Origin of the sequence: Idiomarina aquatica (genome assembly GCF_004362895.1) — a bacterium.
In the GTDB taxonomy this organism is placed as follows: Bacteria; Pseudomonadota; Gammaproteobacteria; order Enterobacterales; family Alteromonadaceae; genus Idiomarina.
Genome location: NZ_SNXI01000019.1, coordinates 14086 through 37888, shown reverse-complemented (window position 1 = coordinate 37888; position 23803 = coordinate 14086). Strand labels below are relative to the sequence as shown.

General features: G+C 50.2%; 22 protein-coding genes. 10 read left to right on the top strand and 12 right to left on the bottom strand.

The window, feature by feature from the left end; translation table 11 throughout:
• Positions 1–14: 14 nt before the first annotated feature.
• Positions 15–560, bottom strand: a complete 546-nt coding sequence (syd, locus tag DEU29_RS11710; RefSeq protein ID WP_133540545.1) for a SecY-interacting protein — start codon at positions 558–560, stop codon at positions 15–17.
• A 58-nt stretch (positions 561–618) separates the two neighbouring features.
• On the opposite strand from syd, the gene queF reads away from it, so the two are divergent.
• On the top strand, positions 619–1449 hold the full coding sequence (gene queF / locus DEU29_RS11705; RefSeq protein WP_133540544.1) for an NADPH-dependent 7-cyano-7-deazaguanine reductase QueF: 831 nt from the start codon (positions 619–621) through the stop codon (positions 1447–1449).
• A 30-nt stretch (positions 1450–1479) separates the two neighbouring features.
• On the opposite strand, the gene DEU29_RS11700 is transcribed toward queF, so the two are convergent.
• Complete coding sequence (locus DEU29_RS11700; protein ID WP_243734587.1) at positions 1480–3273, bottom strand: M61 family metallopeptidase; 1794 nt, start codon at positions 3271–3273, stop codon at positions 1480–1482.
• A gap of 214 nt (positions 3274–3487) precedes the next feature.
• Between DEU29_RS11700 and DEU29_RS11695 the strand changes: the two genes are divergently transcribed.
• The 5 genes from DEU29_RS11695 to DEU29_RS11675 all read left to right on the top strand — a co-directional run bounded on the left by DEU29_RS11695 (position 3488) and on the right by DEU29_RS11675 (position 9511).
• Entirely contained in the window at positions 3488–5029 is a 1542-nt protein-coding gene (locus tag DEU29_RS11695; RefSeq protein ID WP_133540542.1) for a GGDEF domain-containing protein, read from the top strand.
• A gap of 50 nt (positions 5030–5079) precedes the next feature.
• Positions 5080–6435 carry a nucleotide 5'-monophosphate nucleosidase PpnN gene (gene ppnN, locus DEU29_RS11690; protein WP_133540541.1) on the top strand — a complete coding sequence of 452 codons (1356 nt, stop codon included), beginning with the start codon at positions 5080–5082 and terminating at the stop codon, positions 6433–6435.
• 15 nt (positions 6436–6450) lie between these two features.
• Positions 6451–6825, top strand: a complete 375-nt coding sequence (locus DEU29_RS11685) for a DUF3192 domain-containing protein (RefSeq protein ID WP_133540540.1) — start codon at positions 6451–6453, stop codon at positions 6823–6825.
• The gene (locus DEU29_RS11680; RefSeq protein ID WP_133540539.1) at positions 6822–8357 is read left to right on the top strand and encodes a hypothetical protein; all 1536 of its coding nucleotides are present in this window, start codon (positions 6822–6824) and stop codon (positions 8355–8357) included. The genes DEU29_RS11685 and DEU29_RS11680 overlap by 4 nt, the downstream gene beginning before the upstream one ends.
• Positions 8358–8506: 149 nt before the next feature.
• A complete protein-coding gene (locus DEU29_RS11675) occupies positions 8507–9511 on the top strand; it encodes an isocitrate dehydrogenase (RefSeq protein WP_133540538.1) in 1005 nt (334 codons plus the stop codon).
• Positions 9512–9739: 228 nt separating this feature from the next.
• On the opposite strand, the gene rlmM is transcribed toward DEU29_RS11675, so the two are convergent.
• The 9 genes from rlmM to DEU29_RS11630 all read right to left on the bottom strand — a co-directional run bounded on the left by rlmM (position 9740) and on the right by DEU29_RS11630 (position 18377).
• Entirely contained in the window at positions 9740–10825 is a 1086-nt protein-coding gene (gene rlmM, locus DEU29_RS11670; RefSeq protein WP_133540537.1) for a 23S rRNA (cytidine(2498)-2'-O)-methyltransferase RlmM, read from the bottom strand.
• Positions 10826–11206, bottom strand: a complete 381-nt coding sequence (locus DEU29_RS11665; RefSeq protein ID WP_133540536.1) for a DUF423 domain-containing protein — start codon at positions 11204–11206, stop codon at positions 10826–10828.
• On the bottom strand, positions 11203–11829 hold the full coding sequence (locus DEU29_RS11660) for an alpha/beta fold hydrolase (RefSeq protein WP_133540535.1): 627 nt from the start codon (positions 11827–11829) through the stop codon (positions 11203–11205). Before DEU29_RS11660 ends, DEU29_RS11665 begins: the two co-directional genes overlap by 4 nt.
• Positions 11826–12725 (bottom strand): transcriptional regulator GcvA, encoded by a 900-nt coding sequence (locus DEU29_RS11655; protein WP_133540534.1) that lies wholly within the window; start codon positions 12723–12725, stop codon positions 11826–11828. Before DEU29_RS11655 ends, DEU29_RS11660 begins: the two co-directional genes overlap by 4 nt.
• A gap of 129 nt (positions 12726–12854) precedes the next feature.
• Positions 12855–13619 (bottom strand): SDR family oxidoreductase, encoded by a 765-nt coding sequence (locus DEU29_RS11650; protein WP_133540533.1) that lies wholly within the window; start codon positions 13617–13619, stop codon positions 12855–12857.
• An 18-nt stretch (positions 13620–13637) separates the two neighbouring features.
• On the bottom strand, positions 13638–14534 hold the full coding sequence (gene mmsB, locus DEU29_RS11645) for a 3-hydroxyisobutyrate dehydrogenase (RefSeq protein ID WP_133540532.1): 897 nt from the start codon (positions 14532–14534) through the stop codon (positions 13638–13640).
• Between the two features lie 29 nt (positions 14535–14563).
• Positions 14564–15700, bottom strand: a complete 1137-nt coding sequence (locus DEU29_RS11640) for an enoyl-CoA hydratase/isomerase family protein (RefSeq protein ID WP_133540531.1) — start codon at positions 15698–15700, stop codon at positions 14564–14566.
• A 9-nt stretch (positions 15701–15709) separates the two neighbouring features.
• Positions 15710–16867 (bottom strand): acyl-CoA dehydrogenase family protein, encoded by a 1158-nt coding sequence (locus DEU29_RS11635; protein WP_133540530.1) that lies wholly within the window; start codon positions 16865–16867, stop codon positions 15710–15712.
• A 13-nt stretch (positions 16868–16880) separates the two neighbouring features.
• Positions 16881–18377 (bottom strand): CoA-acylating methylmalonate-semialdehyde dehydrogenase, encoded by a 1497-nt coding sequence (locus DEU29_RS11630; RefSeq protein ID WP_133540529.1) that lies wholly within the window; start codon positions 18375–18377, stop codon positions 16881–16883.
• Positions 18378–18456: 79 nt separating this feature from the next.
• Here DEU29_RS11630 and DEU29_RS11625 point away from each other — a divergent pair, with 79 nt between their 5' ends.
• The gene (locus tag DEU29_RS11625; RefSeq protein WP_133540528.1) at positions 18457–19323 is read left to right on the top strand and encodes an EamA family transporter; all 867 of its coding nucleotides are present in this window, start codon (positions 18457–18459) and stop codon (positions 19321–19323) included.
• Here the strand turns inward: DEU29_RS11625 and DEU29_RS11620 are convergent.
• Positions 19320–20501 carry an acetyl-CoA C-acyltransferase gene (locus DEU29_RS11620; RefSeq protein WP_133540527.1) on the bottom strand — a complete coding sequence of 394 codons (1182 nt, stop codon included), beginning with the start codon at positions 20499–20501 and terminating at the stop codon, positions 19320–19322. The two genes, DEU29_RS11625 and DEU29_RS11620, sit on opposite strands and share 4 nt — an antisense overlap.
• Positions 20502–20589: 88 nt before the next feature.
• Between DEU29_RS11620 and DEU29_RS11615 the strand changes: the two genes are divergently transcribed.
• The 3 genes from DEU29_RS11615 to DEU29_RS11605 are packed head-to-tail and all read left to right on the top strand — an operon-like array spanning position 20590 to position 23792.
• Positions 20590–20991, top strand: a complete 402-nt coding sequence (locus tag DEU29_RS11615; RefSeq protein ID WP_133540526.1) for a MerR family transcriptional regulator — start codon at positions 20590–20592, stop codon at positions 20989–20991.
• A gap of 14 nt (positions 20992–21005) precedes the next feature.
• Complete coding sequence (locus tag DEU29_RS11610; RefSeq protein WP_133540525.1) at positions 21006–22175, top strand: isovaleryl-CoA dehydrogenase; 1170 nt, start codon at positions 21006–21008, stop codon at positions 22173–22175.
• A gap of 9 nt (positions 22176–22184) precedes the next feature.
• Positions 22185–23792 (top strand): carboxyl transferase domain-containing protein, encoded by a 1608-nt coding sequence (locus DEU29_RS11605; protein WP_133540524.1) that lies wholly within the window; start codon positions 22185–22187, stop codon positions 23790–23792.
• Positions 23793–23803 lie beyond the last annotated feature (11 nt).

Here is a 23803-nt window from a genome sequence, read left to right as displayed (position 1 = left end):
AGTGAAATTCGCAATTATTTAGCCAAATTTACTGGTGTGCACGCCGCTAAAAAGTCATCCAGTTCCGCATAAAGTACTTCGTGTTGTGGCTTACCAATCCATTCCAGTCCAATGGCTCCAGTGGCATTATCAATCGACAATAAAAGGTCGTCGACCTCATCAACCAGGCCAATAAATACCGTTTCCGGCTGCTTTAGTTTGCGCTTCATCAAGATATGACCGGTAATATTCTGCAGCAGCCGTTCGGCATCTTCCGGTCCCTGTGCCTGCAATAACGATACACCATGCTGTTCATCATTATGCGTTACGGAAACGGCCAAATCGCCACTGAACCAGCGCCCATAAAAACTTTTTACGTGTTCGTGAAAGGTCAGTTCGAGCGCAGCTTCTAATGGTGAGAAATCCAATGGCGGTTGCTGTTTGACCGGTTGCCACTCAACCACGTCATCGTCTATTACATTTACATAAATGGGGCTTTGCCATTCGCTCACATACTCCGCATGCAACGGGCTGACCTCGTTGACATAACGCTCGATTAATCGATCCAGGGCCGTGCTCATCTGGTACTCACCTATAAATAGCTTTAAACTACGCGCATTGTATGTGTGGAGTCAGTAAATGCCAAACGATAACCCGTTACAACACTTGAATTTAGGTCAGTCAACCGACTATCCGAGCGCCTACGATGCGGCACAGTTGCGAGCCGTGCCGCGCGCGCTTAATCGACAAACCATCGGTATTAATGACAACAACCTGCCCTTCGTGGGCGATGATTTTTGGACCGGCTACGAGTTGTCCTGGTTAAATAACAACGGGTTGCCGCAAGTTGCCGTTGGCTATTTTACAGTTCCCGCTAACAGTCCGAACCTGGTCGAATCTAAATCGTTCAAGCTTTATTTAAATAGTTTTAACGAATCGCGGTTTGCTGACTGGCAGCAGGTTGAAAAACTGATGCGGGAAGATTTAAGTCAATGTGCCGGTGCCCCGGTGGAGGTGGAGTTAAAACCCATTTCAGCCGTTACTCACGCCACTATCGATGATTTACCCGGTGACCTGATCGATGAGCAAGACATTACCATTACGGCTTATAATTACGATCCCGGACTACTACAGATAACGGGTAACGACCCGACTGAACAACACTTTAAAAGCCATTTACTCAAGTCCAACTGCCTCATCACCAATCAGCCCGATTGGGGTTCAGTCTACATACATGGAGTTGGCCCCGGGTTAGATACCGCCTCTTTGCTGCGCTATCTGATTAGCTTCCGGCGCCACAATGAATTCCACGAACAATGTGTAGAGCGTATTTTTCAGGACTTAACTCGACTCGGTTTTCAAAAGCTCAGCGTTTATGCGCGTTATACGCGGCGGGGAGGACTGGATATTAACCCATTCCGTTCAAACTTTGAAAAGGCGCCAGCCGTCGGGCGACTGGCGCGTCAATAACTAGGTAATCACCAGGTAATCACTAGCCCGTTATGCGTTAGGGTGAGCAATGCCCAACCATTGCAAAAAGCGCGCCTGTTGCTTCGCAGATGGTTCAGCTACCGGCGTGATTTTTGCGCCGGTATGTTGTTCTTCACCAATCACCAGCGTAGCCGTGTGTAATTCATCCCGGCGGAAATAGGTAACTTCAACTTCGCTACCGATTTCGTACTCTGCTAATGCTTCGTCAAAACGACCACCGGCGGCGCGGAAGCCGTCATATGCAACGATGACATCGCCGGGGGTAAAACCTGCATCCCAGGCCGGGCTATTACGCTCGACACGAGTTAACTCGATACCCGTAGCCGCAGCATTACCGCTCCAGCCAACCCATGCCTGTTGCTCATCGGCCGAAGCAAATGTCAGTTCAAGCCCGACTGTTTGCAACATATCGGCAAAAGGCAAATCGCCAATGGGTTGCTCAATGTTCTCTTGCCACCAGGATTGCCATGAATTACCGGTCAAATCGTTCAGAATTTGCAGTACGTCGTCGGCGGTAAAGCCAACCTCATCAGCGTCGAAGCGCTGATAAAGCTCGTTGTGTACGTCACGGTAGCTGACTTCGCCGGCAGTGGCTTCTATCAATGCCATATCAAGCAACCAGGAAACCATGGCGCCTTCCGAATAAATATTAACCGAGAAGTTCTGCGCGCGATCACCGTACTGATCACTCCAGGCTTCAAAAGACGCCTCAGCAACCGACATCACCTCGTTGCCCGGCTTGCGGTAATGGCGTTCAACATCGGTTGCCAGACGCTCAAAGTACTCGTCCGGTTCCATGATGTCAGCCGCTAACAACAAATGATCCTGAAAATAGCTAGTCGAGCCTTCTGCCAGCCAAAACAGATCGGTGTAATTCTCTTTTTGGTAGTCATACGGCACCAACGGACTTGGGCGATAGGCTTTTACGTTCCAGGTGTGCACAAATTCGTGCGATGCGGTCGACATAAATGACAGATAGTCATCGCGCTCGCCGTAGCGATAACGCGGGCGCTGAATAATGGTTGAGTTGCGATGTTCGGTGGCGCCGCCGGCTCCGGTTGTCAGGTGCACCATAAATACATAGCGCTCGTAGGGGTAACCCTCCCAAATTTCAGGGCCGGTGGTTACCAATGCTTTTAAATCTTCCACCGTCTGTTCGTGATCAAGGTTTCCTTCGCCCCAAATCACCAGTTCGTAGTCACGACCATCGACTTCGAATTTATACAGGTCGTTAATCCCTGTCTCGATGGGGCTATCCACTAAGATATCCCAGTTATCGGCAACAAAACGATGTTCATCGGTGCTGTCCATGCCCGAGACGCTACGCCAGTTATCGAGTACGTCTAATTCGACCGATACCGGCTGCTGGCGATACTCATCCGCATACATAAATACTGCCGATGCGTCCAGATACGCATGTGAGTCGTCGATATGACGTGCGCGACGGCCCAGCAAATCGGCATAAATTTGGTAATCAACCACAATTTCATCGTCACGAGCCGATTCAGGCAGTTCGATCCGCCAGGTACTTTTGTCAACCTTATGCCAGTTTAGCGTGTCGCCATCGTCAGTTTGCACACGAAAGTCGCGTACACCATTGGCTAAATTTAAAATCCGATAATAGCCGGTGCGCCAGGCTGGCATTTTGACATCTAAGTAAGCTTTGTCGGTAGCCGGGAAGTTAATGCGAACGTCACCGGTGTGATGGGTAGGCTCTGTCAGGTCGATAAAGTAATCAACGTCAGCGGCAGTAGCAGGCAATGCCGTTAAAATGGCACTGGCAATAAGCGTTTGTTTTAACACCGTTATGGATCCTCTAGTATTTTTTATATAGCTGTGACAAGGTGAATTTAAGGCTAACATAAATTTTAATCTGTCGGCGTTGGATAAGACTAATGCCTTAAATCAATAGGTTAGTGACATTTCATCGTTCAGTCATGGCCTATACTGTGCCAAATAACGTATACTAGGCATTGTTATCTGTTGTACTGCTCAGTCAAAAAAGTAAGGCCTGACTTTGAATAACTCCTATACGAATGAAGAAAAAATCGATCAGTTAAGTAAGCGCCTGCAACAAAACGCGCAGTCGCGAAAACAACTGGAAGACACCTACAATCATGACTATCAGGTGCTGTCAGACTTAATCGTTAAGCTGACACACGCCTGCTCAGGCCAGGACCACGAGTTAGACAACAAACTGGTTAAATTGCGGGGGCTACTACAACGCAACGCCGGTATGGCTGAGTTAGAATCTGCTATAGAAGATGCACACCAAATCATTCAGCGCCATACGGTGACGGTTCAACGCCAGCTCAAGCAAACCAATCAGCAGGCAAACGAAACCTTAGATTATCTGCGCCAACAAAAGCTTCCAAAGTCATTACGAACGGAATTAGCCAAGCTGGAAGAGCAGATGGACTCGCCGAGTATAGCGGTCAGTCATTACATTCCTATTTTGCTTGGGTTACTTAACCTGTTTACAGAGTCCGCCGCAGAAATTGTCGGCTATGCCTCAGACGACGAACAAAAGCCCCCCACCAAAGCCCTGCTTGAATTACTGGCGCAGGTAGAATTTGATGGCGCAACCGGTCAATTAGTCCAACGAATTAAGGTGCAACTGGCCAAGCCGCTGACCACGGCACAGTTTACTGAACTCACGCTGCAGTTAATCAAACAGATTTTTAAAACCATTAACGATGAACGACAATCGGCCCAAAGCTTTCTGTTAGAGCTGAATCAAACGCTGGGGCTGGTTCAGGGGGCGTTACAAAACACGCTTGAGATGCGCGGCGAGTTCGACGTTAAATCAGGTGAACTCAATCAACAGCTGCAATCCAATATGAAGCAGTTGAATGACTCGGTCCAGTCGGCTACACAACTGGCTGAATTAAAAACACAAGTCAGTGAACACATGCGTTCCATTAATCAGGCGCTGCAGCAAAAGTTCAGCCTGGAGCAGGATGAGCGCCGAAATTTTGAGCAGCAGTACGCAAAAGCCGCCGGACGCATGAAACATCTGGAGCGCCAAATTGAGCAATATAAACGCCAGCTGGCCGAGCAAAAGTTCAAAAGTTTACAAGATGCGTTAACAAAACTCCCCAACCGCGCAGCATTCGAAGAACGATTGGAGGTGGAATTTGAACGCTGGACGCGCTATAAAGAACCCCTGTGTATCGCGGTCGCGGATATTGACCACTTTAAACGCATTAATGATAATTTTGGCCACATAGCCGGCGATAAAACACTACAGGTGCTCGCCAGCATGTTGCGCAAGTCAGTTAAATCATCTGACTTTGTCTGTCGTTATGGCGGCGAAGAGTTTGTTATTATTTTCCCGCAGACACAACTAAAGGACGCAGTACAACGACTGGAAGCAGCCCGTGAGAAAATTAGTCATATCCCGTTTAAATTTAAAAACGACGATATACGCATCACGGTATCCATAGGCGTTGCACAATTTTTGCAAAGCAGTGACACGGTAGTGACTGTTTTTGAAGCAGCCGATAAGGCACTATATGAAGCCAAGCGGCGCGGTCGGGATCAAATTCTAACAGCGTAAATAAAAGACGTTGCGACTGCGCCCTGGTTAAACAGGAGTAAGTCATAAGCATGAGAGCAAGCATTTCTCCGCAGGGCAGCATGTCCCTGCTATCACAACTCGAAATCGAACGATTAAAAGAATCTTCTAATAGTCAATTATATAAGTTATTCCGTAATTGTTGCCTGGCGGTATTGAACGCCGGCAGCCATACCGACAGCAGTGCTGATATATACGATGCCTACAAAGATTTTCAGGTTAATATCATCCGTAAAGAACGGGGCATTAAACTTGAACTGATTGAGCCCCCCGAAGAGGCGTTTGTTGACGGTGAAGTTATTGCCGGTATTCGTGAATTACTTGAATCGGTATTGCGCGATATCCTCTTTACTGGTGAACGCTACTCAGAAGCAGAACTACAGGCCGCAGACAGCGCGACCTTAACGCACGTGGTGTTTGACATTCTGCGCAACGCTCGCACCCTCAAACCGATGCAAGAACCGAGCATGGTTGTTTGCTGGGGTGGTCATTCCATTAACGAGGTGGAATACAAATACACCAAGCAAGTGGGTTACCATCTGGGCTTGCGTGGACTGAACATTTGTACTGGTTGTGGCCCCGGCGCCATGAAAGGCCCTATGAAAGGCGCCACCATCGGGCATGCGAAACAACGTATCAGCGATGGTCGCTATTTGGGACTGACTGAGCCGGGCATCATCGCGGCCGAGCCACCGAACCCGATCGTTAACGAATTAGTTATTTTGCCGGATATCGAAAAGCGTCTGGAAGCCTTTGTGCGCTCAGCACACGGCATTGTAATTTTCCCGGGTGGCGCAGGTACCGCAGAAGAACTGCTCTATCTGTTGGGTATTTTGATGCATCCTGATAACAAGCGCCAAAGCCTGCCGGTCATTTTAACCGGTCCTGAATCATCACGTGCTTACTTTGATGCACTGGATGAGTTTATTGGCGCCACTATCGGTGACGAAGCCAAAGATCTGTACCGCATTATCATTGACGACCCTGCTGCAGTCGCTCAGCACATGCACGCGGGTATGGCTGCTGTTAAGCAGTATCGTCGTGACTCAGGCGATGCCTATTACTTTAACTGGACGCTTAAAATTGACGAAGAATTTCAGCGTCCGTTTGCACCGACACATGAGAACGTTGCGTCATTGAATTTACACCCCGACCAGCCCAAAGAACGTCTTGCTGCCGATTTGCGCCGCGCGTTTTCAGCGATTGTCGCGGGTAATGTTAAAGACGAAGGTATTCGCCAGATCCGTAAACACGGTGTGTTTACCATCAATGGCGAGCGCTCACTGATGAAGCGTCTGGACGAATTACTGCGTGCCTTTGTTGAGCAAGGTCGAATGAAGTTACCCGGCTCGGTTTATCACCCGTGTTATAAAGTTGTGACCGAGTAACTAAGGCCTGATCACATGCGTAAAATCGTATTACTCATTGCAGGCGGCATTTTCGCTTATCTTGCGGTGGTGGGCCTGGTACTGTTTTTTTACCAGGCTGACCCCGCTGATATGAAGTGGCAAGAGCGCGAAACCTACAATGCGAAGCAAATCGGTCAACTCGAGTTTGGTATGAGTAAAGACGATGTTATTCGCATGCTGGGGTCACCGGATATTAACGAAGCTAAAGAGACCTCAAACGGTGCTCATCAGGTTTTGTTTTACCGCACGCATCACGTTACCTCAGACGGCATTACCACCAAGGATGAATGCACCCCACTGCTATTCCGTGATAACGAATTAGTAGGCTGGGGAAATGACGCCTATCAGGACTATCAGGAACTGCAATGAGTCGTTCACAGGCACTGATTGAAAGCGCAGTATCAGCGTTCCAATCAGCAACGCCGGCTACGATTTATCAATGGGTACAACAACTGGATAGCGAATATAGCCGCCATCGCTATCCAGAGCTATTGGTGTATCACCTGCCCGATTATCAGCTAGATAAAAGCAGTGCCCGCGCAATAGTTGCCGCCGTCGATGCCATGAAACTAGCCATTCAATTACAGCTTCATACCCACTCCCGACGGGTGCTGGCAGCTGCTGTGATTTGTCGCGCGCTAAACGACTCATTGTCTAAATGGCAGGATCTTGGCTTAAAACAGCCGCTATGGTGCGCTGCATTTAAATCTCAGCAAGTAAACAGTACCAGCGATAGTTATTATTTTTGTCAGTGGGTATTGTGCCTGGCTGATGCCCGACTGGAAGCTGACGTTGAAGGGATCAGCCAACTGTTAACCGGCCCATACCGCTTCCGCTATTGGTTGTTCGCCAGGCAATTAAACAGCCCGCCGACAATGGCTACAGGCGCGCTGCTGGAAAATACCACCAGTGGACAGCAACGCTATCTGCTTACAACTGAAGCAGACGGCTGGCTTACCTTTGATGCGCAACGCCAAAAGCTAACGCGCATCACCGCGAATGAATGCCAAAACTGGCAGTTGGCAGACATCAACCCAAATAATGACATACTGAAACAACTCGACTATATCCGTGCCCTGAACCAGAACCTTCCGAGTGTTAGCTTTAAAGCCCCGAAACCGCTGCTATCGGCGATAAAACGTTATACTAGCGGTAGCGGCGCTCTGGCGCCGGTTATCCGGCACATTCAGCAACGCCCGCTGCTGGCAGAGAGTATTCGGATGGCTGCAGCTCAGGAAAATCTTCAGGCTAATGACCCCTGGCGCATGGACCTTAAACATTTGTACTTATGGTTGGGCGGCACCAAAGCCTCAGTCGTATTAGCAACGGCATCCCTGCAACAGCAGTTTATGCAACAGCGGGTACCTCTGCAGCAGTCATTAATGCAGCGGCTCAATTTACTGACTGAGCTTCTGTCGGCACTCAGTCGCGCAAATAAAACACCGCTGCCAACACCGGCACCACTGCTGACGTTGCTCACCGCCGCCGATTTATTTCGTGAACCCAGCCTATTGCGAGCATCACACTGGCCCGACGTAAAGCAAATAAATAGTTTAACTAAACACAGTTGGCTTGGTCTGAACGATAACACTAAAACCACCGTTGGCGAGCAGCGTCTGGCGCGTCAGCTCATCGCCCGCTGGCAATTAGAAAAACAATTACATATGTTGGTAGATGGCAACAGTGACCATCCGCTGGTTGCCTTAATGGGAATCTGCAATCTACTGGTGTTGCGGGTATTCCATCCAAATGCCGCTTTTAGCAACCAGACCAAACAACAATTCTCGGATGCCATGACGCGGCTAAAACTGGATAGCAGCTCAGTCGATCGCGCGTTGGCGGAAGCCACCGCTAAAAGTTTGCCTTATTGCCCGTTGACCGAGTTATCCGCGTCTCGTTAACTTATTTACCAAAAGTATAGTTATAATCAATTTCAGTGATAGTAGTTAACTGGTCTGCAACAGCCTTCAGTGCTAGACTTTGCCGCAGAAAAAGGCCGTAAAAAAACCTCCCGCTGTTGTAATGCAGTAACACGGATATAGGAACCATTATGAGTACAAAAATTACCGTTATTCCCGGCGACGGCATCGGTCCGGACATCGTCGATTCAGCGATTAAAATTCTGACCAAAGTCGGCTGTGACTTCGATTACGAATTTGTCGACGCCGGCCTGACCGCGTTAGAAAAAACCGGTGAACTATTGCCACAAAACACCCTCGACGCGATAAAACGCAATGGCATTACCCTTAAAGGTCCCCTAACAACACCAGTGGTTGAAGGTTTTACCTCGATTAACGTGAGCCTGCGCAAGCAGTTTGGTTTGTATGCCAACCTGCGTCCGGTCAAATCCTTTAAAGGTACGCAAGCGCGCTACGACAATATCGATATTATTACCGTTCGCGAAAATACCGAGGGCATGTACTCAGGATTAGGGCAGAAAGTATCAGAAGACGGCTCAGAAGCCGAGGCAATGAGTAAAATCACCCGCCAGGGTGCTGAGCGCATTGTTCGTTTTGCTTACGAACTAGCCCAACGCGAAGGCCGTAAAAAAGTCACCGCAGTACACAAGGCTAATATTCTTAAATCAACCTCCGGCCTATTCCTGAAAGTCGCACGCGAAATTGCCGAAGAATATCCGGATATCGAATCAGCCGAAATGATCGTCGACGCCGCCTGCATGCGTCTGGTCATGAACCCGGAAGACTTCGACGTTATTGTCACCACTAACTTGTTCGGCGATATCGTGTCTGACTTGTGCGCAGGCTTAGTTGGCGGTTTAGGCATGGCTCCGGGAGCAAATATCGGCAAAGACTGTGCGATCTTCGAAGCCGTTCACGGTTCAGCCCCGGATATCGCCGGCAAAAACCTGGCCAACCCAAGCTCCGTCATCCTGGCATCAGTACAAATGCTGGAATACCTGGGTATGTCAGAGCAAGCCGACAAAATTGTCAAAGCACTAGCTGACGTCATCGAATCCGGCGACCGCACCACGCGCGACCTGGGTGGCAGTCACGGTACCACCGACTTTACTGACGCGGTTATTGAGCGGCTATAGCGCTCGAAACCCGGGGGACAGCAGCGTCGCTGAAGGCAGCGGTTAGGTCTTTAGCGATGCAAGCGGTGGTTACTAAGCGAGGGACGCCGTAAACCCATCCCTGGGTGCTTGTCTGCAGCCATCCCTGGCTGCAGACACCCCCGCTTAGCAATCCACCGCCTACATCACTAGACCTAACCGCTGACTCCACCGACGCTGCCGCTTATGGTTTTCAAGCGCATGCTATATTTAGGATTTAGGCAACCAACGTAAGTGAACCGTGATTTCCTCGCGATCGTGGTACAAATGTTTGGCCTGTATCTCGAAGGGCTTGGTTCCGTGCGTTTGTAGTTGCTCGGTAATTTGTGCCAGGTACTCTTTAACCGCGGCGTAGCGTTGGCGCATTGGAAGTTTCAGGTTAAAAATTGCTTCCTGACAATCGCCTTCCAGTAACCAGCTTGTCATTAGCTCGCCAACTCGTGCGGGTTTCTCGACCATATCGCAGACTAACCAATTGATATTTTTGCGCTTAGGCCGGAATTTGAAGCCATCCTCTTTGATGTGTTGAACCTGCCCGGTTTCCATCAGGGAATCCGCCATGGGGCCATTATCGACGGCTTGAACCATCATGTCACGGCGCACTAATTGATAAGTCCAGCCACCGGGAGCGGCGCCTAAGTCCACGGCTTTCATACCGGCTTGAATGCGCTTGTCGCGTTCGTGTTCGGGGACAAAAACCTGAAATGCTTCATCGAGTTTTAAGGTTGAACGACTCGGCCCGTCTTTGGGCATTTTTAAGCGCAGGATACCACCAACATGTGGGGTTTGATTATAACTGTATGAATAACCCGTTAATGCGTGTGCCGAGTTAACAAACATCACGTGCAGTAAGGGGCGTTTAGCCAGTGGCTTGTTACTTAGCAATTCGGCTTTGCGCAGCGTTTGGCGTAGCGGTACCGAGAATTTTCGACAAAACTTAGAGAGTTGATTGGCTTCGTTGGTGTCCGGTGTTTCGACCCGTAAATCGCCGGCCAGGGCAAAGCTCTCCTGGTGTGGTAACAACGCCTCTAATACCGCACTGGCGCGATCTTCGACGCCGGCGAGTTTGATTGCGCTCAACAGTACAAACATTTCGCGGGCAAATACCAGCTCTTTTAATGCCAGTTTGCGGGCAATGTGATCAGCTTCTTCGGCTTGACAGTGATAGGTTACGTAAGCCTGATCAGGCTGGGTCTGACAATAGCCGTAAATACCCAGCTCGGTTGCTTTATCCTGTATTTCTGCCGCACAGTCGCTTTCAAAACCTGCCCGACACAATAAAATAATGCCACTCATTTAACTCACTGCTCCTAATTTTACTGCGCCGACTAGCAAAGCGAGCCAACCTAAAATAAACAACACCCCACCGATAGGGGTTATGGGGCCAAACCATTTAATACCGGTCAGTGCTAATGCATAAAGGCTGCCGCTAAATAATACAACCCCGGCCAGCCACAGGTAACCGCTGGCAACTAACCATGGCGAGCTGGTTTGTTTTAACCATAACGCCAGCGCGATAAGAGCCAGCGCATGGTAAGATTGATAGGTTACGCCCGTTTCAAACGCATTAAATAAGTTCTCGGGTAGTCTGCCGCGCAGTCCGTGGGCGGCAAATGCGCCCAGCATAACGCCTGTCGCGCCTAACAACGCAGCAATAATCAAAAATAATTGGCTCATGCAATAAATCCTCGTATGGCATCGGCGGCTTGTTGCCAGATAAGCGGTGTCTGGGCCGATTTTGCTTTAGTGGCTGCAAAGCCATGGTCGGCGCCTTCCAACCACTGCAGCTGCCAGTTTGCCGGTAAATTAAAGGGTTGTTGCCGCAATGGTTTACTAAAGGGGTCACGCGTACCTTGCAAAATTAGCCCCGGAGCCTGCGCCATGGATAGTTCCTCTAGGCGCGAATTTTGCGGCTTTGATGGCGGATTAAAAGGAAAGCCCAGTGCCACCAATGCGTGCGGTTTATGCTGTTCGGCCAAGCGTAACATAACCCGACTGCCTAACGATTTACCCATCAATACCAGCGGCTTATTGTCTTGCTGCAAGGTGTTAAGCAGCTCGGCAATCGCATCGACCAATACCGGCATTTTATTTGGCGGGCGCGGTTTGCCTGTTTCGCGAACTTTTTGCCAGTAAGGGAAGTCCGGGCGCACCACTTCGTAACCTGCGGCAACGCAGTTATCCGCAAAGTAATTCATAAATGCGGTATCGGGCCCGCCGCCGGAGCCATGCAAAAAAACGATCCGTTGCCGACCAGCTAAATTTTGCTGCTGGTAGTGTACCTGCTGACTTAAACTCATTCGCTAAACTCTTGCTCTTCTTTTTCTACTAAGTCCAGTATCCACTGCCGGAAGGTCGCGATTTTACCCACTTCTGCCTGATTGTCACGACATACCAAATAAAAGGCTTTATTACGCTGCAGGGCTTGCGGAAAAACTCTGACTAAATGGCCGCTGTCAATTTCGGGCTTGGCCAGCACATTGTTAGCCAATGCAATCCCCTGCCCGTGCACTGCGGCTTGCAAAGCCAGGCTGGAGTGACTAAAAACCGGACCATTATCACCGCGGTACTGATCAATACCGACCATTTCGAACCAGTCTTTCCAGGCATTACGGGTTTCGTCATGCAATAAGGGCTGCTTCAGGAGGTCTTCGGGCTGCTCAATACCTGCGCGTTCGATCAACAGCGGCGAGCAAACGGGCCACAAATATTCTTTGTGTAAGCGGTAACTTTTAACATGTGGCCAGCGCCCATCGCCGTAGTAAATAGCAACGTCGACGTCATCAGTCAGTGAGCCGGTGATTTCGTCAACTGCCTTAATGCGGATATCCATATCAGGGTGTTCTTCGCGGAAACTACTGAGTCGCGGTACAAACCATAAGATGGCAAAGCTGGGCGGTACCGAAACGGTCAGAGCGCCACGCTCAGAAACTAAGCGAAGTTTATCGGTCGCCTGTACTAATTGCTCAAAAATATCCCGTAACTGCAGGTAATAGGCCTGCCCTTCTTCGGTCAACAACAACGAGCGGTTACGGCGGATAAAAAGTTTGAGCTGTAAAAAATCCTCCAGCGCTTTGACCTGATGACTGACAGCCGCCTGAGTCACAAACAGTTCTTCCGCCGCTTTAGTAAAGCTTAAATGGCGGGCAGCGACTTCAAACGATTTTAGCGCGTTTAATGGCGGTAACTTACGCATGGTTAGTTATTATCCTCATCGTTTTTAACCGCATGTGCATAAAAAAAGCGCCTCTGTCATGGTGCCACTAGTGAATGCGGACACTATAACAGAGACGCCTTTTAATGGCATCGCTTACACAAATCGTGCTTACAAGCGCACACCGCCGTCGATTTCGACCACACGACCACTAAAGAAGTCGTTTTCGATAATATAACGCGCGCTGTGAGCGATTTCGTTAGGTTGACCCCAACGTTTTAGCGGCACCATAGATAACGCTCGTTCAACCGCTTCGGGTTTCATTTGGGCGGTCATCGGTGTTTCGATAAAGCCCGGTGCAATGGCGCCACAACGGATGCCATAACGGCCGAGTTCACGTGCCCAGGTTACTGTCATCGCTACCACACCGGCTTTAGTTGCGGCATAGTTGGTCTGGCCGATGTTACCGGCACGAGCAACGCTGGAAATGTTAATGATGACGCCTTTTTTGCCGGCTTTTACCATTTGTGCAGCTGCTTCACGACCACACAAGAAGGTACCGGTTAAGTTGACATCCAGCACTGACTGGAACTGCTGCAATGGCATTTTTTGCTTCAATTCGCCGTCTTTAAATTTAATTAACAGACCGTCGCGAAGCAAGCCAGCGTTGTTAACCAGTACATCGATACCATCAAATTCCTGCTGAATTTGCTCAAATACCGTTTCTACTGACTCTTCATCGGTAATATCAACTTCGTAACCAACAACTTTAGCGGCGCCGAGCTTTTCGCATTGTTCCTGCGCATCACCTAATACGTCACCGTTAATGTCGATAAGAGCGAGCTTGGCGCCCTGCTTAGCAAAGTCTTCCGCCATGGCAAGGCCAAGCCCCTGTGCTCCACCGGTGATGACGATCACACTGTTTTTAACTTGCATAGATAAATCCCCTGTTGACTACTTTTTTGGCGCTGGCTGAACGTAATTGAAAATACTGGAAAAGTCCTGGCGGCCATGACCCTGCTGTGACCAGCTATGGTAGAGGTTACGCGTTAACGCGCCCATCGGCGTTGCAGCACCGACTTTTAGCGCAGTTTGCTGCGCTAAGCCAAGATCCTTGGCCATCAAGTCAACCAGGAAACCGCCCTGATAGTCATTACTCGATGGCACGTTCTCCATAACACCGGGACAAGGATTATAAACTTCCAGCGTCCAGTTACGTCCCGAGCTTTGTAGCATAATTTCTGACAAAACTTTTGGGTCCAGACCATTGGCTTTACCCAACTGCAGGGCTTCTGAGGTCCCTACCATGAGTACGGATAACAGCATGTTGTTACAGATCTTAGCAATCTGTCCGGCACCAACATCGCCGGCCCGGAATACGTTTTTACCCATGTCGTTCAGCACTACACGAGCACGGTCAACATTGCTTTCTGTGCCGCCACAAATAAACGTCAGGGTACCGGCCTTAGCACCACCAACACCGCCGGAAACCGGTGCATCGATAAAGGCAATGCCGGCTTTTTCCAGCTCACCGCCAACAAACATGGCGGCTTCTGACGAGATAGTACTGCAATCAATCACCAACTGGTCTTTGGTTAAATAATTAACCAAGCCATCATCACCAAGGTAAACACCTTCTACGTGATGGTCAGCCGGTAACATCGACACCACAAACTCAACGCCGTTAATTGCGTCCTTCGCACTGTTAAATGCTTTTGCGCCAGCTTCTTCCACTGCTTTTAGGGCGGCTTCAGACAAATCAAAGGCATTAACCTGATGTCCGGCTTTTGCCAGGTTGGCCGCCATCGGCCCACCCATATTACCTAATCCAATAAACGCTACGGTTGCCATGTTCGGCACTCCTTTTTTAAACTGTTGCTTTACTCAGATTCAAGCACGTGTTCGAGTTTAGCCAACGGATGTGTGCGATCGCCCCAGGGCGGCATAAAAAAGGCATCAACATCCTCTGCATCAACGTCAGCGACTGATGCATGTTGCCACTGTGGGTTCTTGTCTTTGTCGATTAACAACGCCCGGATACCCTCGGCAAAATCGCCCCGAACAGCGCAGTTACATGACAAGGTCAACTCTAACCGGAAGCAATCCGGTAAAGACAAGTCACGCCCCTGTTGTAACTGATTCCAGACAATGTGAGCTGTCATTGGACAGCCATTGGCCAAATTTTTGCGCGCGCGGCTCAACCATTTATCGTCGGTGGTGTCCGCTGTAATTGCTGCGACCACCTCGGTTACGTCGTTAGCCGCAGTCAGCGACTTAATGTGCGCATGCATTGGTTCAACCTGCGGGGCCGGCATGTCCGTCGCATCATCAGCGGCCATCTGGTTGAGCAGGTCGGTTACCTTTTGTTTATTCAAGGCTCCTGTGTCACCCCACGGCAATTGTTGCAGGTTTTCCAGCAATGCTTGCTTATGGCTGTGCCCCAGATAATGGTCGGCAAGGTTTAAAAACAGCGCGTCGTTGGCATTCATGGTGGCGCCGGTCATACCTAAAAATAACCCACAACCCTGCGGCATGCGGTTAAGAAAGTAAGTCGCTCCAACGTCCGGATACAAACCAATGGTCACTTCCGGCATCGCCAGTAAAGAGCGATCGGTAACCACGCGGTGGCTGGCACCATTCATCAGCCCCATACCACCGCCCATAACAATCCCGTCGGCCCAACAAATTAGCGGTTTAGGGAAGGTTTGGATGGCATAATCCAGTTGATATTCCTGGGTGAAAAAGTTCTCAACTTCGCTGACTAACTTACCCGGCTCGGCCTGCATGGCTTTATACATCGCGACGATGTCACCACCGGCACAGAACGCTTTTTCGCCGGCGCCCTGTAACCAAACACAGGCGACACGATCATCGTCAGCCCATTGTTTTAACTGGGGCAACAATTTCTCGGCCATTGCCAGGCTCAGCGCATTAAGTGACTTTTCGGCATTTAATGTGGCAACGCCGATGACTTTCTCACCGGCGTTGATTTCTTCGATCAATACCACGTCTTGCATGGAAACTCCTTACAAAATTTCGCGGTCGATGTCGGCTAATAAACGACGTCCAATGATTAGACGCATCACCTCGTTAGTGCCCTCGAGAATTTGATGTACACGCACGTCACGCACATGGCGTTCTAACGGATATTCTTTGATGTAACCGTAGCCGCCGTGCAATTGCAGTGCTTCGTTACACACCTTAAAGCCAACATCGGTAGCAAACTGTTTGGCCATCGCACAGTAGGTGGTTTTATCGGCATCATTATTATCAACTTTTGATGCTGCCAGACGCACCATTTGACGTGCAGCCACCAGTTCAGTCGCCATGTCGGCTAACTTAAACTGCAGCGCCTGAAATGCCGCCAACGGCTTACCAAATTGGGTGCGTTCCTGCATGTACGCTTTAGCGGTGTTTAATGCCGCCTGCGCCGTACCAACAGAACAAACGGCAATGTTAATACGTCCACCGTCCAGTCCCATCATGGCAAATTTAAAGCCTTCACCTTCGCTGCCCAGCAAGTTTTTTGCCGGAATACGGACATCTTCGAAAGTGACCAAACGTGTTGGCTGGGCGTTCCAGCCCATTTTCGCTTCTTTTTTGCCGTAGCTGATACCCTCAGCATCAGCAGGTACCACAAACGCTGAAATACCTTTGGGGCCGTCTTCACCGGTACGTGCCATCACCACTAACACATCGGTTGAGCCGGCACCGGAGATAAACATTTTAGAGCCGTTGATGACGTACTCGTCGCCGTCTTTTTTGGCACTGGTTCGCAGGCTGGCAGCATCAGAGCCTGAACCCGGCTCGGTCAAACAATAAGAACCGAGTTTTTCGCCTGTTACCAATTCCGGTACCCACTGCTCCACAACCTCTGACTGACCAAACGAGCCAATCATCCAGCTGACCATGTTATGAATGGTCATCATCGCCGTGGTCGCGGTGCACCCACCGGCCAGCTGTTCAAATATCAGCGCCGCATCCAGTCGGCTCATGCCAAAACCACCGGCGTCTTCCGGGGTGTACATACCCATAAAGCCCATTTCACCGGCTTTTTTAAACACCTCTATGGGAAAGTGAGACTCCTCGTCCCACTGTGCTGCATAGGGTGCCAGCTCTTTATCGGCAAATGCCTTTGCCGTATCGACAAAGGCTTGTTGGTCTTCGGTTAACTCAAAATTCATCGCAATACCCCGTTTACTTCAGGTGGATCGACATGTTTGGACCGGTGGCTTCGATATCGCTTTCGAACCAGCGCGCGGTGACTGTTTTAGTCTCGGTGTAAAAACGCACAGCTTGTTTACCGTAAGCATGTAAATCGCCAAAGAATGAACGCTTCCAGCCAGTAAACGAGAAGAACGGCAGTGGCACCGGAATCGGAATGTTGATACCCACCTGACCCACTTCGACTTCGTGCTGATATTTGCGCGCAGCGGCACCGCTTGCGGTAAAGATCGAGGTGCCGTTACCGTATGGATTGTTATTAACCATCTCCAGTGCGTCTTCCAGCGTATCAACTTCGGTAATGCTCAGTACCGGGCCGAATACTTCGGTCTTATAAATATTCATATCCGGAGTCACACCCGAGAATACGGTCGGTCCAACCCAGTTACCCTTAGGTAAGCCTTCAACTTCGTAGTTACGCCCATCAACCAGTAGCTTGGCGCCTTCTTGTTCGCCTTCGGTAATGATTTTTTCGATGCGCTCTTTGGCTTGCGGACTAATGACCGGACCATAGGCCGCGTTTTCATCGTTCCAGGCGCCCGGGCGAACCTTCGCAATCGCTTCTGCCACTTCCGGAATCCACTCTTTCGCTGAGCCCACAAAGACCGCAACCGAAATCGCCATGCAACGTTGACCGGCAGCGCCTACAGACGAGCCCACCAGGTTATTAATTACTTGCTGTTTATTCGCATCCGGCATAATGACACAGTGATTTTTAGCGCCGGCAAAGGCCTGTACCCGTTTGCCATTTTCGGTGCCGCGACGATAAATATACTCAGCAACCGGGACCGAACCGACAAATGACAGTGCGCGAATTTCCGGATGGTCGAGAATAAAGTCAACCTGATCTTTACCACCATGCAAGACTTGCAGCACGCCTTTAGGCGCTCCTGCTTGTTCAAATAACTCAACCAGACGGGTTGGCGTTAACGGGTCTTGCTCAGACGGCTTAAGAATAAAGGTATTACCTGCCGCAATCGCGACCGGGAACATCCACAACGGGATCATTGCCGGGAAGTTAAACGGCGTAATGCCGGCGCAAATGCCCAGCGGTTGTGTGTAGCTGTATGAATCGATAGAACGCGCGACGTTTTCAACCGTCTCGCCCATCATCAGCGAAGGGATGTTAGCCGCATGCTCAACGACTTCGATACCGCGCCATACATCACCCTTGGCATCTTCAAAGGTTTTGCCTGTTTCCTGCGCCAGGATTTCGGCAATTTCGTCATGGTGCTCTTTTAACAGTGCCTGATAACGCATCATTACCCGCGCTCGCTCAGATACCGCAACTTCCTTCCAGGTCTTGAAGGCTTCACGGGCACTGGCAACCGCTGCTTCCATCTCGCTTTGTGTTGCGCAAGGTGCTTCAGCAATAACTTCCTGAGTTGCCGGGTTCGTTACCGGAATCCACTGTTCAGACTTCGACGCGACAAATTCACCGTCGATATACAGAGGCACTTTCTTAGACATAATTCACCTTCTTGTTGTGTTATCTTATCGCCCATTGACACGTCGTCGGACGATTTAAATTTAATTTGGTGAGCCACGCATGACTCTTCTCATACTGATCACTTTACTCTGGGCCGCCAGTTTTTCTTTGATTGGCGTCTATCTGGCCGGCCAGGTTGACGGCTATTTTGTCGTTCTGGTGCGTATGGCACTGGCACTGCTCACCATTTTGCCATTTTTCCGCTGGCGCAGTTTACGCTCGCAGCCCGCACAACTGGCCAAGTTAGCCGCTATTGGCGCAATACAAATTGGCACCATGTACCTATTTTTGTACCACGCGTTTATCTATTTGAGCGTCACCGAGGTGTTGTTGTTCACTATCTTCACCCCGCTTTACATCACACTCATCGACGAACTCATTTTAAATCGCCGCCACCTGCCGTTGCTTTGGTGGCTGGCCGCTGCGATTTCTGTTATTGGCGCAGCCGTTATTCGTTATCAACCATTGTCGGACGATTTTGTCACCGGCTTTTTATTAATTCAGGCCGCCAACGCCTGCTTTGCTTTAGGCCAGGTTGCTTATAAACGTTTACCAACTGGCCCGGCACTTGCCCAAACACAACAATTTGCGGCGTTTTTCTTTGGCGCCACTGTAGTTGCTGCCATCGGTTTTGCGTTATTCGGCAACGCCCAACTAATGCCTTCGTCTACCCTGCAATGGGGCATCCTGCTATGGCTTGGCGTTGTCGCCTCCGGGCTGGGTTACCTGGGCTGGAACATTGCCAGCAAACAAGTTAATACCGGCCAACTTGCTACCATGAATAACGCCCTAATCCCGGCGGGCATACTCGTCAACGTGCTATTTTGGCAACAAACCACCGATTACAGTCGCCTGCTAATCGGTGGTGCTGTCATTATTTTTGCCGTCTGGCTCGCCGGACGAGTTAATCAGCTACGTGCCGCTTAAAGCATCTCGACCGCGAGTGCCACGGCTTCGCCACCACCAATACACAGCGAGGTAATACCGCGCTTTTGACCGGTTTGTTTAAGCGCATGTAGCAGTGTTACCAGTAAACGTGCGCCGCTGGCACCGATAGGGTGACCCAAGGCACAGGCGCCACCGTGGACGTTAACTTTACTGGCATCCAGTTTCATCTCGTTAATCGCCAACATCGTGACCATGGCAAAGGCTTCGTTAATTTCCCATAGATCAACGTCGTCTTTGTGCCAGTCCAGCTTGCTGAGCAGACTGTTCATCGCGCCAATCGGCGCAACGGTAAATTCTGCCGGCGCCTGCGAGTGCGTAGCATGACCCATTACGCGAGCCAATGGGGTCAGACCTTTGGCTTTCGCCTCGCTTTCGCGCATCAATATTAATGCCGCGGCACCGTCAGAAATGGAACTTGAATTAGCCGCGGTAATAGTGCCGTCCTTTTTAAACGCAGGTCTAAGTTGAGGAATTTTGTCCATCCGCGCTTTGCCCGGTTGCTCGTCGGTGTCTACCGTCACATCACCTTTGCGGGTGCTATATGTCACCGGTGTGATTTCGCCGTTAAACAGACCGTCTTTGATGGCTTTTTGAGCCTTGGTCAAGGAGTTAATGGCAAAATCATCCATTGCTTCACGGTTAAGACCGTAGTCATCAGCGGTGGTTTGCGCATAACAGCCCATTGCCTGATGCTCGTAGGCATCTTCCAGCCCATCAAGCATCATATGGTCCAGCACCTGGCCATGACCCATACGATAGCCGCTGCGCCCTTTTGGCAACATGTACGGCGCGTTAGACATGCTTTCCATGCCTCCGGCAACGACAACATCTGCCGAACCCGCTTTAATTAAGTCGTGCGCGAGCATCGCTGCCTTAAGACCAGAGCCACACACTTTATTAATGGTGGTAGCGCCTGTCGAGCGCGGCAGACCCGCGTAAAGCATTGCCTGGCGCGCGGGTGCCTGACCCAAGCCTGCGGGCAGTACATTACCCATAATGACTTCCGAAACATCTTCGGCTGACAACCCGCTGTTGTTCAATGCGGCTTTAATAGCGGTAGCACCCAGGTTGGGCGCACTAACTTCACTTAAACTGCCCTGAAAACCGCCCATCGGCGTGCGGTTAGCGGCCACGATGACAATAGCGTCGCTCGACATTCTTCCTCCAAATACGGCTGATTTGCACTTTACGTTAACGTAAACTTCCTCTAAGCTTAGATCTTAGGACATCCAAAAAGCAAGTCTGATGAGCAATAAAATAACTTATACGATCGGCGAATTGGCAAAACAATTTGACATTACCACCCGCAGCATTCGCTTTTACGAAGACGAAGGCTTGCTCTCGCCCAAGCGGCAGGGGCAGCATCGCATCTATACCAACAAAGACAGAGTTCGTTTAAAGCTGGTATTGCGCGGTAAACGACTGGGCTTTTCATTAGCCGAGACGCGACGCTTATTCGAGCTTTACGACGCCGACAATAGTTCGGCCGCTCAACTGCAAAAAGTTTTGGAACTTATCGCAGAGAAAAAACACTCGCTGCGACAGCAAATGGAAGATATCAACGTATTGCTGACGGAACTGACCGGCCTGGAACAACGCTGTCAGGATGAACTGGAAAACATCAAACCGTCGGTAAAAGAAGTTTAATTTCAGGAGTCTTTATGATCAGTCAGTACACCACCTTCAATTTTGGTCTGGGTGAAACCGCCGATATGCTGCGTGAGCAGGTTAATGCCTTTGCACGCGCCGAAATAGCGCCGCGCGCAGCGGAAATCGACGAAAAAAATGAGTTCCCCGGCGATTTGTGGCGCAAATTGGGTGACATGGGGCTGTTAGGGCTAACGGTCGATGAACAATACGGTGGTTCAGGTATGGGTTACCTGGAACACGTTATCGCGATGGAAGAAATCAGCCGCGCATCTGCATCGGTTGGTTTAAGCTATGGTGCACACTCTAACTTGTGTGTAAACCAAATTGCCCGTAACGGCAACGACGAGCAAAAACAAAAATACTTACCTAAACTCTGTACCGGTGAACACGTCGGTGCGTTGGCAATGAGTGAGCCAAACGCTGGCTCTGACGTCGTCAGCATGAAGCTTAAAGCCGAGAAAAAAGGCGACAAGTTCGTCTTGAACGGCAACAAAATGTGGATTACCAATGGCCCGGATGCTGACGTTTTTGTTATTTACGCAAAAACCGACCCAGAGAAAAATTCACGCGGTATCACCGCATTTATCGTAGAAAAAGGTACCCCCGGCTTCTCGCAAGCGCAGAAACTGGATAAATTAGGTATGCGCGGTTCTAATACCTGTGAATTGGTATTCGAAGATGCTGAAGTACCGGCTGAGAATATCCTTGGTGAATATAATGGCGGTGTCGAAGTTCTTATGAGCGGTCTGGATTATGAACGTGCCGTACTTGCGGCAGGTCCGTTAGGTATCATGCAAGCCTGTCTGGATACCGTGGTGCCGTATGTACATGACCGTACACAATTTGGTAAAGCGATTGGCGAATTCCAGCTAGTGCAAGGCAAGGTGGCGGACATGTATACCCGCACCAATGCCGCGCGCGCTTACGTTTATGCCGTTGCACAGTCATGTGACCGCGGCGAAACCACGCGTAAAGATGCCGCCGGTGCTATTCTGTACTCAGCCGAATTAGCAACCCAGTTAGCGCTGGATGCCATTCAGCTGTTGGGTGGTAATGGTTACATTAACGAGTATCCAACCGGGCGCCTGCTGCGTGATGCAAAACTCTATGAAATTGGTGCCGGTACATCCGAAATCCGTCGCATGCTGATTGGTCGCGAGCTATTCAGCGAATCCAAATAAGGAGCAACCGTGGCGATTTTAACCAGTAAAGTTAATACCCGCGACGAGCAGTTCAAAACCAATCACACGGCCATGCAAGGTGTGGTCGATGACCTGCAACAAAAAGTCGCGCAAATCAAACAAGGTGGTGGCCCCAAATATCAGGAACGCCACCTGTCACGGGGTAAGTTACTGCCCCGTGACCGTATCAACAAGTTGCTTGATGCCGGCTCGCCGTTTTTAGAAATTGGCCAATTCGCTGCCTGGGACTGCTACGATGATTATGTTCCGTCAGCTGGCGTCGTTGCCGGCATTGGCATGGTCGAGGGCGTCGAGTGCATGATCGTTGCTAATGATGCCACGGTTAAAGGCGGGACTTATTATCCGCTAACGGTTAAGAAGCATCTTCGCGCGCAGGAAATTGCCGAGCGCTGTCACCTGCCCTGCATCTATTTAGTCGATTCGGGTGGTGCTAACCTGCCGCGTCAGGACGAAGTATTCCCCGATAAAGAACATTTCGGCCGTATTTTCTTTAATCAGGCCAACATGTCAGCCAAGGGTATTCCGCAAATTGCGGTGGTCATGGGCTTATGTACTGCCGGCGGCGCCTATGTACCTGCGATGGCTGATGAAAGTGTGATTGTAAAAGAACAAGGCACTATCTTCCTCGCAGGTCCGCCACTGGTTAAAGCGGCAACCGGTGAAGAAGTTTCTGCCGAAGAACTCGGCGGCGCCGATGTACACACCCGTATCTCGGGCGTGGCCGATCATTTTGCGCATAACGACGAACACGCGCTGGCATTGGCACGTCGCTCAGTAGCTCGATTGAACCGTCCTAAACCAACCGAACTCGATCGTCGCGAGGTTAAACCGCCGCGCTACGACAGCAAAGAGTTATACGGCATTGTCGGTACTGATCTGCGCAAACCCTATGACGTCCACGAGGTAATAGCCCGTGTCGTTGACGATTCTGACTTTGACGAATTCAAAGCCAACTATGGTAATACGTTGGTAACCGGGTTTGCCCGCATTCATGGTTATCCGGTAGGTATTGTTGCTAACAATGGCATTTTATTCTCGGAAAGCGCGCAAAAAGGCGCTCACTTTATCGAGCTGTGCGCGCAGCGCAAAATTCCGCTGGTGTTTTTACAGAATATTACCGGCTTTATGGTCGGGAAAAAGTATGAAGCCGAAGGCATTGCCAAACACGGTGCTAAGATGGTCATGGCCGTTTCTTGTGCACAGGTGCCCAAGTTTACCGTGTTAATCGGTGGTAGCTATGGCGCCGGCAACTACGGTATGTGTGGCCGTGCTTATGACCCAACCATGATGTTTATGTGGCCAAACGCACGTATCTCGGTTATGGGTGGTGAGCAAGCTGCCGGTGTCATGGCGCAGGTAACCAAAGATAACCTGGCCCGCAAAGGCGAGTCGATGAGTGACGAGCAAGAGCAAAAGCTCAAGCAACCGATTGTCGACCAGTACGAACAGCAGGGGCACCCCTATTATGCGTCGGCACGCTTATGGGATGATGGCATTATTGACCCTGCGCAGACGCGCGACGTTCTAGGCCTTAGTATTGCCGCGTCGTTAAATGCACCGATCGAAGACAGCCGCTTCGGCGTCTTCCGCATGTAATCGGAGCCCGA